At 62.7% G+C, this 12,916-nt stretch carries 13 protein-coding genes; 3 read left to right on the top strand and 10 right to left on the bottom strand.

Translation table 11 applies throughout. The annotated features are described in order from the left end of the window. Positions 1-80 precede the first annotated feature (80 nt). Positions 81-560, top strand: coding sequence for a HipA domain-containing protein (locus LOL23_RS16070; protein ID WP_237173885.1), 480 nt, complete (start codon positions 81-83; stop codon positions 558-560). 3 nt (positions 561-563) lie between these two features. After that, positions 564-1,808, top strand: a complete 1,245-nt coding sequence (locus tag LOL23_RS16065) for a M20 aminoacylase family protein (protein WP_160977478.1) — start codon at positions 564-566, stop codon at positions 1,806-1,808. A gap of 382 nt (positions 1,809-2,190) precedes the next feature. On the opposite strand, the gene tehB is transcribed toward LOL23_RS16065, so the two are convergent. Then, positions 2,191-2,757: a tellurite resistance methyltransferase TehB gene (gene tehB, locus LOL23_RS16060; RefSeq protein WP_237173884.1), complete on the bottom strand. Its 567-nt coding sequence runs from the start codon at positions 2,755-2,757 to the stop codon at positions 2,191-2,193. Positions 2,758-2,986: 229 nt separating this feature from the next. Then, on the bottom strand, positions 2,987-4,117 hold the full coding sequence (locus LOL23_RS16055) for a DMT family transporter (RefSeq protein ID WP_237173883.1): 1,131 nt from the start codon (positions 4,115-4,117) through the stop codon (positions 2,987-2,989). Here LOL23_RS16055 and LOL23_RS16050 point away from each other — a divergent pair. After that, the gene (locus LOL23_RS16050) at positions 4,116-4,487 is read left to right on the top strand and encodes a MarR family winged helix-turn-helix transcriptional regulator (protein ID WP_237173882.1); all 372 of its coding nucleotides are present in this window, start codon (positions 4,116-4,118) and stop codon (positions 4,485-4,487) included. The two genes, LOL23_RS16055 and LOL23_RS16050, sit on opposite strands and share 2 nt — an antisense overlap. Positions 4,488-4,709: 222 nt before the next feature. Here LOL23_RS16050 and LOL23_RS16045 read toward each other — a convergent pair whose 3' ends face one another. The 8 genes from LOL23_RS16045 to LOL23_RS16010 form a co-directional block, all read right to left on the bottom strand. Continuing rightward, positions 4,710-6,062, bottom strand: a complete 1,353-nt coding sequence (locus LOL23_RS16045; RefSeq protein WP_160977470.1) for a type II toxin-antitoxin system HipA family toxin — start codon at positions 6,060-6,062, stop codon at positions 4,710-4,712. 3 nt (positions 6,063-6,065) lie between these two features. Then, positions 6,066-6,326, bottom strand: a complete 261-nt coding sequence (locus tag LOL23_RS16040) for a helix-turn-helix domain-containing protein (RefSeq protein ID WP_237173881.1) — start codon at positions 6,324-6,326, stop codon at positions 6,066-6,068. Between the two features lie 386 nt (positions 6,327-6,712). Continuing rightward, on the bottom strand, positions 6,713-8,212 hold the full coding sequence (locus LOL23_RS16035) for a M81 family metallopeptidase (RefSeq protein ID WP_160977466.1): 1,500 nt from the start codon (positions 8,210-8,212) through the stop codon (positions 6,713-6,715). Then, positions 8,209-9,501, bottom strand: coding sequence for a Zn-dependent hydrolase (locus tag LOL23_RS16030; RefSeq protein WP_237173880.1), 1,293 nt, complete (start codon positions 9,499-9,501; stop codon positions 8,209-8,211). Before LOL23_RS16030 ends, LOL23_RS16035 begins: the two co-directional genes overlap by 4 nt. Continuing rightward, positions 9,498-10,196, bottom strand: coding sequence for an ABC transporter ATP-binding protein (locus LOL23_RS16025; RefSeq protein WP_237173879.1), 699 nt, complete (start codon positions 10,194-10,196; stop codon positions 9,498-9,500). The genes LOL23_RS16030 and LOL23_RS16025 overlap by 4 nt, the downstream gene beginning before the upstream one ends. Continuing rightward, the gene (locus LOL23_RS16020) at positions 10,193-10,972 is read right to left on the bottom strand and encodes an ABC transporter ATP-binding protein (RefSeq protein WP_160977460.1); all 780 of its coding nucleotides are present in this window, start codon (positions 10,970-10,972) and stop codon (positions 10,193-10,195) included. Before LOL23_RS16020 ends, LOL23_RS16025 begins: the two co-directional genes overlap by 4 nt. Next, positions 10,969-11,961: a branched-chain amino acid ABC transporter permease gene (locus LOL23_RS16015; RefSeq protein WP_237173878.1), complete on the bottom strand. Its 993-nt coding sequence runs from the start codon at positions 11,959-11,961 to the stop codon at positions 10,969-10,971. Before LOL23_RS16015 ends, LOL23_RS16020 begins: the two co-directional genes overlap by 4 nt. Continuing rightward, positions 11,961-12,818 (bottom strand): branched-chain amino acid ABC transporter permease, encoded by an 858-nt coding sequence (locus tag LOL23_RS16010; RefSeq protein WP_160977456.1) that lies wholly within the window; start codon positions 12,816-12,818, stop codon positions 11,961-11,963. Before LOL23_RS16010 ends, LOL23_RS16015 begins: the two co-directional genes overlap by 1 nt. Positions 12,819-12,916 lie beyond the last annotated feature (98 nt).

The following is a 12,916-nucleotide window of genomic DNA, read 5'->3' as shown; positions in this document are numbered from 1 at the left end:
AGGGGAAAACTTGTTGTTCTTGCTCATGACTCCATTCTCTCAAGAATTGAAGCCTCCTCAAAACCCGGTTCGATTCAATCATGCACCTTCTTCGCGGCTCTGCCACCGCGAGAGATGACCGACAAACCTTCTTCAGGGCGCTGCTGTATTTTTGGCTTCTAGCGGCTACCGACGGTCACGCCAAGAATTTCAGCTTAGCAATTGCTCCGGGTGGCACATTCAAGCTCGCCCCGCTCTACGATGTACTGTCCGCCTGGCCCTGGGTAGGGAGCGGCGCCAAACAAGTGCACCTGCGAAATGTAAAAATGGCCATGGCTTTGCGCAGGAAAAATGTTCATTACCGTATGCGCGAAATTTACCGAAGGCATTGGGTTTCCGTGGGTGAGCGGTATATCGGCGTAGAGCCAACAACGACCATCCTGGAAGAGCTACCAGGTATCGTGGAAGGCGCAATAACACTTGTGCAAAAGAAAATTCCGGAAGGATTTCCCGCTCATGTAATGGACACAATCTTTGACGGCATCAGGGGCAATCTGGCTCACCTTGCGCTGCAGCGATAATGCATGACGAGATCCCGCATCTACGCCGTTCCCTCGACGCAAGTTCCACAACCTGCACATCAACCACCAGAGACAGATCGCCACCCAGGTCAGGCCCATTTCGACGAGTTCGCGGCGATTCGCCGGAACATCCACCAGCACCCGGAGCTCGGGTATGAAGAGCGGCGCACCAGCGACATCGTTGCCCGGCTGCTGGGCGAATGGGGCTACGACGTGCATCGCGGGTACGGCATAACCGGCCTGGTCGGTGTGCTGAAAAAGGGCACGGGCAGCCGGCGTATCGGCATAAGGGCCGACATGGACGCTTTGCCTATCCGCGAAACCACGCAGTTGCCCTACGCCAGCAAGCATGACAACGTGATGCATGCATGCGGCCACGATGGCCATACCACCATGCTGCTGGCCGCTGCAAAATACCTGGCGGAAAAGGGGGAATTCTCGGGCACGCTGAACCTGATTTTCCAGCCGGCCGAAGAGAGCCTGGGCGGCGCAAAGAAAATGATGGATGATGGCCTGTTTGAGCAGCACCCGTGCGATGCCATTTTCGGCATGCACAACGCGCCGGGGTTTCCGCAAGGCAAGCTGCTGCCCCGCGATGGGGCCTCGATGTCGTCATCCGACTACGTGACCATTACCATTACCGGCGTGGGCGGGCATGGGGCCCATCCGCATATGGCCAAAGACCCCATCGTCGCGACCGCCAGCATCATTATGGCGCTGCAGACCATTGTTTCGCGCGAAGTGAACCCCAGTCACTTGGCGGTGATCACCATCGGAGCGGTCAACGCCGGGCACATCAGCAACGTCATCCCCCAGTCAGCCGTTCTGCAGCTGTCGGTACGCGCGCTCGACGCCGACGTCCGGGCGCTGCTGGAACGGCGCATCAAGGCGCTAGTGAATGCGCAGGCCGAAAGCTTCGGCGTGCAGGCTGACATCGCCTACGAGCGAGGCTATCCGGTGTCGGTGAACACCCCTGACGAAACCGGCTTCGCCCGCCGCGCCGCCATCGAATTCAACGGCGCGGAAAACGTGGTGGAACAGACCCCGGCCCGTCTGGGCAGCGAAGACTTCGCCTACATGCTGGAAGAAGTCCCGGGCTGCTATCTGTTCATTGGCAATGGCGCCGGAGACCAGCACGGCGCCTGCGCGGTGCACAACCCCAACTACGACTTCAACGACTGTAATCTGGTGGATGGCGGCGCCTACTGGGCCTATCTGGTCGAACGCTATCTCGGCGATACGGAATAGCGCGCGCTGGAGGACCGAAAATGCACTGACGTGGGCCGCTGAGACCGGCTCGCACCCTCGCGACATTCCGCCGGCGATACGGTGCATGCATGCCAACCTTGCACATAGTCCTTGACGAATATTGGAACGAAAATCGGTTCCCATAGTTAGCGAAAAAATGCCGCAGTGAGGCGGGTAAGGAAAACGGGCTCCGGCAATGCTGCCGGAGCCCGTTCTGTTTGAATGGGTCAGCGTGGCCTGGCGACGTCAAACAGCATCCCTTTGATTCGGACCTTCTTTCGCATAGTAGTGCCAGCCAGCGCCGAAACGGGCGCTTGGAACACCTATCTCGGCGATGCCTGACGCGAGAAAGGCGAGCGCAGGCATCGGGGTTAACCAGCCCTTAAGCCGCCTTGCGCGCCAGCATGGTCGCGAACCGCAACCGGGCGCCGTTGTGCATGGCCCCCACGTCTTCGTTGTACTTGACCAACTCCCAGCCTTGGTACGCTGCGCTCAACTCGCCTGGCCGGAAGGTGAACGGAAAATTCATGGGGCAAGGGTAGTCAGGGCTATCCATGGCGCAGACGATCAGGTTGTAGCCGCCCGCCCTGGTACGCTGCTGCATGTCGGCCAGCACGGCGGCGACCCTGGAGGGTTCGATGAACATGAGTGTCACTGTGCAGGTAATGAAATCGTAATCGGCGTCCAGGCTTGCATCGCTGATGTCGTACAGGCGGGGCGTGATGGCATTTATGCTTTCCTGGTCAACGATGGACTGCAATTGCCCCAGCGCATGGGGGTTGACGTCTACCGCCGTGACCTGGAAACCCCGCTGCGCCAAATACAGCGCATTACGGCCATTGGAGCACCCCATATCCAAGGCATCGCCGGGGTTGACAACCTGACAAGCCGACACGACTTCGCTATGGGCCGGGTTTAATCCGTATTGTTGGTTTAAATCTGCAGACACTTGGCTGTGCTCCTTGTTACATACCCGCCCAGTGTAAAGCGCTCGCGCCTGATTCGGCTGCAAAACCCCGCTGTCATCAACGACAAGGGTGTGAGCGCGTTCTGACTACGCCAGTGACATTGTGTCCGCGCGTCAGCGCTTCAATTGCAATGCGCCGGCCGACATTCTCGGCGGCGCCGTAAACCGTGATATCCATCGGATAGTTCCTCCAGTCTGTATGGTTACAAGCTTATTTGGATGTGGTTTTGCCCAACGTCAGCAGGGCGATCCCGGCGGCGATCAGGGCCGCGCCTGGCAGCAGACCTTCGGGCGGTGCTTCGCCTTGCAGGAATATCGCGACTGGCACACCGACGACAGCGCCAACAGACCCCAGCAGGCTCAGGAGTACCGGCCCGCCTGTTTTCTGCAGCATGAACAGCAACAGAAACATGCCAGCGAAAACCACCGATTGCGTGGCGATCAGGCCCAGCGGCAGGGCTCGGTTCAGCGGCACGGCGAGCGAGAAGCCGGGCAAGAACCCTGCGGCCAGCAACATGGCGCCAGCGGCGATCAGCATTCCGGTAGCCAGGGCATCCGCAGACGCGCCAGCGGGCCAGCGCAGCGTCCGATAGAGGTTCCCGATCGCCAGCAAGACTGGGCCGATCAGGGCGAGGAGAATCCAGAACCCCTCGGCATCAGGCGAAGATAGTTTACCGGCCGCGAGAACAACGGCCCCGGCCAGCGCGGTTGCGACGCCGGCCGCGCGCATCGTCTTGAATCGCTCCATCCTCAATGCCAGCGCGCCCACATAGGTTAGTAGCGGCGGAAGTGAGATGATCAGCGCGACAAAGCCGGCACCAACATGCGGGATGGCCGAAAAGAAAATCAGGTTGGATCCCGCTACCCCCACCAGTGCCGAGACGACGTAGTATTCAAATGCACGCGCGTTGATCGGCGGCAGGTCGCGGCGCAGCGCAGACACAATCATCAGGACAAACGCCGCGCCGATGATGGACCAGCACAGGAATGCTAACGGCGATAGCTGTGCTTCGCCCGCGAGTTTTGCCAAATTGGTCGACAGCCCCAACAGTGCGCCACCAAAAAAAAGACATAACAACGAAACCAAACCAGCCCTTTGATGGGTGGCTGGGCGTTCGTTCGCTGCGGAACTCTTCATGATTTGCGCCTTCCTATTTATCTTGACATCAAGATATATCCTCAGAATCTTGATGTCAAGATAAAACCATACGAAAATATGACGCATGGACGCAATCGATAAAATTCTCCTGCAATGGAAGCAAGAGCGGCCCGATCTCGACGTCGGCCCGATGGGGACGATCGGACGCATCAAGCGGCTGAACCAGCATTTGGTTCGCAGCATGGAAACAACCTGGGCCGAGTATGGCTTGAATGCGGCGAGCTTCGACGTTTTGGCAACGCTGCGGCGGGCGGGCTCTCCCCATGCGCTATCGCCGGGGGATCTGATGGCGTCGACCATGGTGACGTCGGGCACGATGACGCACCGTATCGATCAACTGGAAAAGGCCGGGCTCGTCGAGCGGGTAAAGAATCCCGACGATGGCCGCGGCTTTCTGATTTCGCTTTCGTCAAACGGATACAAGCTCATCGACAAGGCGGTTACGGCCCATGTCGAGACTCAGGCAAGGCTGGTTGCCACCCTTACAGATGAGCGACGCAGTCAGCTGGATGATCTGTTAAGGCAGTTCCTGGCCAGATTCGAGTGCGGCTGAGCGTAAGCCGGACGTTTTCGAGTGCATCTGCCAAGGACGGGCATAACGCCTCGTGGGCGTGAGCGGTGGTTGTGTGATCCACTGCAGCAATGGCTTGGGAGTTTCTTTGATGCTGGCCTCGACAGGGCGGGTGTCCTCAGTCAGCACAGATAGTGTCTATGCTGAGTAAATGGCAAAGCCTGCGTAGCACGACAACGGTGCGGTAGCGGGCCGTTGCCTATGCTAGCCGGCCAGTGTGTTGGCTGCAGCTTGCAGTCCGTTGAGGATACTGTCCGCCAGATATTCCGGAAAGTTCTTGGGTAGCAGTGCACGGACTGAACGCACGACTTCGGGAGTGTGCGCCACGATATCGTCGAGCACCACATCGGCGCCGCGACCATCCGGCGCTACGATGCCATGCTCTTTCCCTACAGCCAGCCAATGGCGACGTGTAATGTCCCGCATGACCCAGTGCGTGTTCTTTGAGCGCACTGCCATGGCCATCCTTGCCTTGAACGGGGATAGCTGATTTGCGCCGGTGCCTATGACAGGGTAGGCAGAGAGCACGTCGTACAGCGGACTGAGTTCGTAAGTTCCGCCAGGACGCAGGAAAATGCTGAAGTTCTTCGCATGGCCGTCGGTGGCGCGAAGCATCCAGAAGAGGACTTGCGCCTGGAAGAACGTACGCCGGTCACGGTCGGGGCCGCTGGACGTGCCCAGGAGTGTCATGATTGCGCGGATGCCGGGGCCACCGTCGGACTCATACTTCAGGTGAGGCGCGGTTCCTGTCGCCTGGCACATATCTTCCTGCGGTAGCCGCAGAAGCCATCTCTTGCCTTCTTCGTCCTCCCACCACGTGCGGTCGAAGCGCTCGACAGCAAGCACCTTCATGTCCTCGAACTGAAGGACCTGCGTGCTCGCCACCGGCAGCCCGTACGCGTGAAGTATCTTCGAACATAGCCACTCGTTTTCGACCGAATCGCTCATGTCGAACCTGAGGTTGCCGACCAGGCCCAGAGGTAGTTTGAAGATGTGCGTGGTTGGCGTCGCGCCATGCGGCAGACACCACTGATCATTGAGCCACAACAACGCTGTCTTTTCCTGCGCCCCGGCGATGGAAATCCGGAAGTCAACATCGCCGCTGTCTCGGCCGGCTATTGATGCCGGCGCCACGGTGTAGCGCAGCACTTGGGCCACCTCGGCATCGTTCAATGGCGTTGCCTTCACTTCTTGAACGCTTGGCGGTGGAACGTTGCCAGGGAGTATCTGCAGCGCTCCCACGCAATCCCGTCCGACCTCTGCCAGCAGCGCAAACGCCTCCGTCGAACCCGCCTGAAACCGGCGCGCGAGACGTTCGCGGATAGCCTTGCTGTCTGGCAGCAGATTTTCAAAGTAGGCACGTACGGCATCGCCGCGATGCGGTTGGTTGCCCGGCGTAAAAGGCAGCGACAGGGAGAGCGGCCGACCTTGTGCCGAGGCCACCCAGCTGTCGTCGTACTGCACGATTTCGCCGACGTGGGGCCGCATACGCCAGGTGCCGACGAAAGCGCCGTTCATCCAGAGGTACAGAACCTGTAAGTGAGAGCGTCGGCCCATCGCCTACCAGTTCGGACCCGTTGGCGGCGTTGGCGCTGGCGAGTCGCTGCCCTGGCGCAGCACCAGTTCCACGCCCAGGATGCTCAGAAGCGCCAGCAGCCGGTCGGCGCTGACTTTGTCCGCGTTACGCTCCAGGGCTGAGAGCGTCTGTTGCGTGATGCCCAGGCGCATTGCCACAGCGGACTGGGACAGGCCAGCCTGCTTGCGAAACGCGTGAAGCAGTACGGGAAGCTGCTCCGCCGTGCGAATAGTAAAGTCGGCCATGAGAACCCCATGCTGGATCCGAATTTACGCATTCTAATCTGTAAAATTGAAATACGCAATAAAACCTGTATTTTCCGGTTTACAAATCTAAGACTGTAGGACCGTTGTATACGCCCGGGCAAGCCTAATTGAATTAAAGCTATTAATCGTTAGAGCACGCTGGATGCGGTTATTCACCTCGATCGGATCTGCCTGGCCGTTGAACCTATGGACATGCGCGCTGTTGACGGACATCTCGCTTGATCTTGTGTTGCCGGTATCAGTATTTCTGGCGCTTCTTCAAGGGGCATACCGGCGTCTCGCCGTCCACCTTCCGGCGGGCCGCTTCGGGGGCGTTACCGGCGACTGTGACCGGTATCCATCCATAGCGCGGCCGCAGCGTGTTTTCACTGCGCGTAGGCCGCCCGGTCGGCGCCCACGTTTTCCAGGGGATACAGCGGTCGTACGCGTTGCCTGAATGGAAACAGCTGCCAGTCAGCGCTGGTGGCGCCGGGGCTGTCGCATTCGACCAGGCCGCCCGAGATGGGCACGAACACTGGCCGGCAGTACATGCGGGATTTGAGCAGCAGGAATCGCGCCTTGCGCGGATCCTGGCCGAGACTCTCGAAAACGCCGAGATCCCAGGGCTCGTGCGTGCGTTCGGTCAGCACCAGGCGCGCGGCGCCGATGTCCAGAACGGCGCTGCGCCCCATGCAGACGCGTTGGCCGGTGTAGGTAGGGCCGGTGATGGTGTACCAGCCGTCGCTTACGGCCAGCACGGTGCCGCGCAAGGGCACGGGCTGGGCGTCGCGGCCCAGGTGGGCCAGGGATTTCTTGTTGCCAACGGGCAATGAGACAACCGCGCCGACGCCGGCCGCGTGCAGGGTAGCGACTGCCTCGAGGTCGCAATAGAGCCCCGCCAGGATGCCATCCAGCCCTTGCTCCAGCGCGGCCGACAATACGTCCATGGTGTCGCAGGTGCCGCCGGACATGCAGTTGTCGCCATGATCCAGCAGCAGCACCGGGCGGTCCGCAGCGCGGGCCATGGCCTCTGCGCGCGCCAGGGATTGCTCCAGTGGCTCTCGCTGGTAGCTGAACCCTTCGCGCTCTCGCCAGATCTGTTCGGCCAGGTCTCGTGCCGCGCGCTGCGCGGCTTCGCGGTCGCCATCCGCGACGACCACCACGCTCAGGCAGGGGTGGGGGATGTCCGCAAGGCCGAATCCGGCCAGCACCGAGACGGCCAGCAGGCCATCGTCCTCGGCCGCGCGCGCGGCCTCGACCGCGTTGCGCATGGCAGGCGACTCTGTGGCGCTGCGCAGCGTATGGCTGATCAACGGCAGCCGCTGCCAGGCGACGACCGGCCGCTTGCGCCCGGCCAGCATGTCGAAGAGCAACCGTCCGGCGTGCGCGCCGGTTTCGTACATGTCGATGTGCGGATAGGTCTTGAAGCTGACGATCACGTCGGCGTTGTCGATCATTTTTTGCGTGACGTTCCCGTGCAAGTCCAGCGCCACCGCGATGGGCACGCCGGGCACGGAGGCGCGCAGCCGTTCCAGCAGGTCGCCCTCGCCGTCGTTGGTGGTCTCGGCCACCATGGCGCCATGCAGGTCCAGCAGCAGGGCGTCGCAGCCTGCCGCGGCGGCGACGATGTGGTCACAGATGTGCTGGTAGGCGTCCCCGTCCACCGGGCCGCTGGGATAGGCAGAGGCGTCGATCGGTGTGACCATCTGGGCGCCGTGCTGCTGCGCCAGGTCGATGAAGGCTGCCATCGCGGTGCGCTTGCCCAGGTTGGCTGCCAGGGCATCGGCGCCGTAGACAGGGCCTTGCGGGCCGAAGGCGGACAGGGGCGTGGCCACGGGTGAGAACGTATTCGTTTCGTGGTTCATGCGGGCGATCAGGACTTTCATGCGATATTCCCCTCGATAGCGCCCACGCCGGCGACCCGCAGCATGGCATGCAGCAGCACATTGCAGCCGGCCTCCAGATGCTCGGGCCGGGCGTCCTCAATCTCGTTGTGGCTGATGCCGTCCCTGCACGGCACGAAGATCATCGCGGTGGGCGCCACGCGCGCCAAATACACGGCATCGTGCCCCGCGCCGCTGACGACCGGCATGACGCTGTAGGAGAAGCGCTCGGCGTATTCGCCCACCAGGCCAACCAGTTCCGGATCGAAGGCCTGCGGCGGGAAATACACGACCTGCTCCAGCGATACGCTCAGCCCGCCGCCATCCTCCAGTGCGCGGCAGGACTGCGTCAGCGCCTGGTCCATGGCGTCCAGTACTTCGTCGTCCGCGGCGCGCAGGTCCACGGTCAGGCGCACGCGGCCGGGGATGACATTGCGCGAATTGGGGAAATTGTCGATCCAGCCGACAGTGCCGCGGCCATGCGGCGCATGTCGCAGGGCGATGACATTGACCGACTCGATGAGCCGCGCGGCCGCCAGCAGGGCATCCCGGCGCATCGCCATGGGGGTGGGCCCGGCATGGGCTTCCTGGCCCTGGATCGTGACGTCGTACCAGCGCTGGCCCAGCGCGCCTTGCACGGCGCCGATTACTGTGCCGTTGGCTTCCAGGACCGGACCCTGTTCGATATGCGCCTCGAAATAGGCGCGCACGCGCACCGGGCCGTGGGAAGCGTGGCCGGCATAGCCGATGCGCGCCAGGGCTTCGGCCACCGAGATGCCCTCGCGGTCTCGCTGCGTCAAGGCGTGCTCCAGTGTAAAGGCGCCCGCAAACACGCCGGAGCCCATCATGACCGGCACGAAGCGCGAGCCTTCCTCATTGGTCCAGGCCACGACCTCCAGTGGAGCTTCAGTGCGGATGCCATGGTCGCGCAGTGTGCGCAGGACCTCGATGCCCGCCAGAACGCCGTAGTTGCCGTCGAACTTGCCGCCGGTCGGCTGGGTGTCGATGTGGCTGCCCGCCATGACGGCAGGCAGATCATCGCGGGTGCCGGCGCGGCGCATGAACAGATTGCCGATGGCGTCCACGCGGATCTCGCAGCCCAGCTCCACCGCCCATTCCCGGACCAGGTCGCGGCCCTGGCCGTCCAGGTCCGTCAGCGCCAGGCGGCAGACCCCGCCCTTGTCAGTCGCGCCGATGCGCGCCAGGCGCATCAGTGAATCCCACAGGCGTTCGCTGTCGATGCGCAGCCCGGAGGCATCCAATCCCGGACGTTCATTCGCTGTTGCAGTCATACGTTTACTCCCAGGTAGCGGTCCTTGACCGCATGGTCGGCCCGGAATTCCTCGTTCGAGCCCGAATAGACAATTTGCCCCTGCTCGAGGACGAAGTGGCGGTCGGCCAACTGGGTGCAGACCTCAAGGTTCTGCTCGACCAGCAGGATCGAGACGCCTGCCTGCCGGATCTGCCCGATCTGTGCCACGATCTCCTCGACGATGACCGGCGCCAGGCCCTCGACCGGTTCGTCGAGCATCAGCAGGCGCGGGTTGTTCATCAGTGCGCGCCCGATCGCCAGCATCTGTTGTTCGCCGCCCGACAGCTGCCCGCCTCCGTTGCCCCGGCGCTCTTTCAGGCGCGGAAAGATGCGGTAGATGTCGGCCAGCTGCCAGGGCGACTCGCGCCGCAGGCCCAGCTTGAGGTTTTCCTCGACGCTCAGCAGCTTGAAGATGCCCCGGTTCTCGGGCACCAGGCAGATGCCACGTGCCGCCACGCGATGCGCCGGCAAGCCAGCGATGTCCTTCCCGCGAAAGGTGATCGAGCCGGGGCGAGGCGCGATCAGTCCAGCGATGGTCTTGAGCGTGGTCGACTTGCCGGCGCCGTTGCGGCCCAGCAGGGTGGCCACGCTGCCCTCCGGTACCTCCAGTGAGACGCCTTGCAGGATGTGGCTCTTGCCGTAGTAGCTGTGGATTTCCTTGACAGACAAGCTCATGCCGCGCCTCCGGTGATCATGTTGCCCAGATAGGCGGAACGTACCCGCGGGTCGTTGCGGATGTCTGCGGGCTTGCCCTCGACCAGCACCCGGCCTTGTTGCATGACGGTGATGGTGTCCGAGATGTCCATGACGATGCCCATGTTGTGCTCAATTAGCACGACCGTATGGTCGCCGCGCAGGCCGTGGATCAAGGCCTTCATGCCGCCGATGTCGTCCACGCCCATGCCGGAGGTCGGTTCATCCAGGAAGATCGCTTTGGGCCTGGCGGCCAGCGCCATGCCGACCTCGAGGCGGCGCTGCTGGCCGTGCGACAGCGTGGCCGCCGGCAGGTCGCCCACGCGCGTGAGCCCCATACGTTCGAGGATTTCGTCGACAAGCTCACGACGCGCGCGCTGCCCGGTCGGTGGGAGCCAGCCGTCCGCCACCGTCAGCTTGTGCACGCCCTGCACGGCCAGCCGCAGGTTCTCGCGCACGTCCAGCGAGGGGAACAGGCTGGTGACCTGGAATGAGCGCGCGATGCCGTGGCGCACACGCTGGTGGTCGGCCAGCGCCGTGACGTCGACACCATTGAACTCAATCGTGCCGGCAGTGGCCGGCAAGGTGCCGGTCAAGGTATGGAACAGCGTGGTCTTGCCTGCTCCGTTGGGCCCGATGACAGAATGGATGGTATTGGGCATGACCGACAGGTTCACGTTCTGCACAGCGGCAAACTTGCCGAAGCGCTTGACGATGCCCTGCGCGCGCAGGATCGGACGGACTGACGTGGCGGTCATGGGCGCTGCTCCGGTTGAGTGGTTTCGGCCGATACGCCGCGGCGACCGCGCAGCAGGTGCCATAGGCTTTCCAACACCCCCCACAAGCCGCGCTGCATGTACAGGCTGATCACCATGAGCAGCAGGCCCAGCAGGAGCAGCCAGCGCGGCCAGATGAACGAAAGCCAGTCTGCCGTCAGTACATAGAATCCCGCACCCAGAAGCGAGGCGAACAGGTTGGCTGTGCCGCCGATGATGGTCATGACCAGGATCATTTCGCTGCTGTGGTATTCGATGCTGGACAGCGGCGCGATGCCGGCCATCATCGCCAGCAGCCCGCCGGCCAGCGCCGTGACGCCGCCCGACAGCGCAAAGACCACGAGTTTCAGGCCGTGCACGTCATAGCCCACTGCGGCCGCGCGCGTCTCATTGTCGCGGATGGCCAGCAGGGTGCGCCCGAACACTGAGGTGGTGACCCGCTGCAGTAGCCAGAACGACACGAGGAAGCACAGTGCGACGAAGCGGTAGAACTGCCAGGGAGATTCCAGCGACAGCAATTCCACCCCCAGGATCGACAGCGGCGGGCGTGGCACGTCCAGCAGGCCATTGTCGCCGCCCGTCACGTCGGTCATGGTGTAAGCCAGGAAGTAGAACATCTGGGCCATCGCCAGCGTCAGCAGAGCGAAATATACGTTGCGCCGCCGGATGGCGAGCGAGCCCACAAAGACAGCGCTGGCCACCCCGGCCAGGATCGTCAACGGCAGCGTCACGGCCAGCGGCAGGTCCAGGCGCACCAGCAGATTGCCCAATGTGTAGCTGCCTACCCCGAAAAATATCCCCTGGCCGAACGAGAGCAGGCCCGTAAAGCCCAGCAGCAGGTTGCAGCCCAGCACGGCCAGTGCGTAGATCAGCACCTCCGAGGCCAGCGACCCCGAATCGATGAACAGCGGCATGGCCAGCACGACGGCCAGGGCCATCAGAAATTGGTGATTGTCCTTGATCGCCTGCATCATCCCCTCCCGAGCAGCCCGTACGGACGCAGCAGCAGCACCGCGCCCATGGCCACGTAGATCATGAGTTGCGCGCCTTGGGGCCATATCGAACTCATCAGGCTTTGTACGATGCCTATCAGCAGGCCGCCCACCAGGGCGCCCGAGAACCGGCCCATGCCGCCCACCACCACCACCACGAAGGCGATGCCCAGGGCCTCAAGACCCATGAAGGGCTCGGCGCCGCGGATGGGTGCGGCCAGCACGCCGGCCAGCGCGGCAGTGGCCACGCCCAGCCCGAAAGTCAGGCTGAAGATCTGTGTGACGTTGATGCCCAGCAGCGAGACCATGTCCGTGGATTCGCTGCCGGCGCGCACCGCGCTGCCCAGCCGGGTGCCTTCCAGCAGCCACCACAGTCCGGCGGCGATCACCGCGGTGAAGACGATCACGAATAGCCGGTACTTGGGATAGATGAAGGAGCCCCACATGACCACGCCCGACAGGATGTCGGGCGGGGCGACGTTCTCGCCGATCGGCCCCCAGACCATGATCACGGCTTCCTGGATGATCAGGGCCAGGCCGACCGTCAGGAGGATGTGGAATTCATGCGCCTTGTCGTAGACGTGGCGCAGCACGATGCGTTCGAGCGCCCAGCCCATGAAGCCCACTGCCAGCGGCACGATGGCCAGTGCCAGCCAGAAGTCCAGGCCCCATTCGACGGCTTGGAAGCAGAAATAGGCGCCCAGCAGATAGAACGCGCCGTGGGCGAAGTTGACGAATCGGAGCAGGCCAAAGATGATCGACATCCCCACCGCCAGCAGGAAGTAGAGCATGCCGATGCCTATGCCGTTGATGACTTGCAGCAGGTAAACGTTCATGAGGGCCTTTGTCCGGGCGGACGCAAGAGATGGGCGGGGGCGCGGTTGGGGCCGGGCCCCCGCCATTCGGTTGGGGTCGCCCGCGCGGATACAGGCAT

It is taken from the genome of Paracandidimonas lactea, from assembly GCF_021653995.1.
Lineage (GTDB): Bacteria > Pseudomonadota > Gammaproteobacteria > Burkholderiales > Burkholderiaceae_B > Allopusillimonas > Allopusillimonas lactea.
The sequence above is the reverse complement of the archived record's forward strand: the minus strand, read 5'-3'. Positions and strand labels throughout refer to the sequence as shown.

Excerpts from the sequence above, each read along its gene's own strand:
- LOL23_RS16070 (WP_237173885.1), top strand. The coding sequence starts at position 81 with ATGCACCTTCTTCGCGGCTCTGCCACCGCGAGAGATGACCGACAAACC.
- LOL23_RS16065 (WP_160977478.1), top strand. The coding sequence starts at position 564 with ATGACGAGATCCCGCATCTACGCCGTTCCCTCGACGCAAGTTCCACAA.
- LOL23_RS16050 (WP_237173882.1), top strand. The coding sequence starts at position 4,116 with ATGGAAACAACCTGGGCCGAGTATGGCTTGAATGCGGCGAGCTTCGAC.
- LOL23_RS16055 (WP_237173883.1), bottom strand. The coding sequence starts at position 4,117 with ATGCTGCGAACCAAATGCTGGTTCAGCCGCTTGATGCGTCCGATCGTC.
- LOL23_RS16045 (WP_160977470.1), bottom strand. The coding sequence starts at position 6,062 with ATGGGCCGACGCTCTCACTTACAGGTTCTGTACCTCTGGATGAACGGC.
- LOL23_RS16040 (WP_237173881.1), bottom strand. The coding sequence starts at position 6,326 with ATGGCCGACTTTACTATTCGCACGGCGGAGCAGCTTCCCGTACTGCTT.
- LOL23_RS16035 (WP_160977466.1), bottom strand. The coding sequence starts at position 8,212 with ATGAAAGTCCTGATCGCCCGCATGAACCACGAAACGAATACGTTCTCA.
- LOL23_RS16030 (WP_237173880.1), bottom strand. The coding sequence starts at position 9,501 with ATGACTGCAACAGCGAATGAACGTCCGGGATTGGATGCCTCCGGGCTG.
- LOL23_RS16025 (WP_237173879.1), bottom strand. The coding sequence starts at position 10,196 with ATGAGCTTGTCTGTCAAGGAAATCCACAGCTACTACGGCAAGAGCCAC.
- LOL23_RS16020 (WP_160977460.1), bottom strand. The coding sequence starts at position 10,972 with ATGACCGCCACGTCAGTCCGTCCGATCCTGCGCGCGCAGGGCATCGTC.
- LOL23_RS16015 (WP_237173878.1), bottom strand. The coding sequence starts at position 11,961 with ATGCAGGCGATCAAGGACAATCACCAATTTCTGATGGCCCTGGCCGTC.
- LOL23_RS16010 (WP_160977456.1), bottom strand. The coding sequence starts at position 12,818 with ATGAACGTTTACCTGCTGCAAGTCATCAACGGCATAGGCATCGGCATG.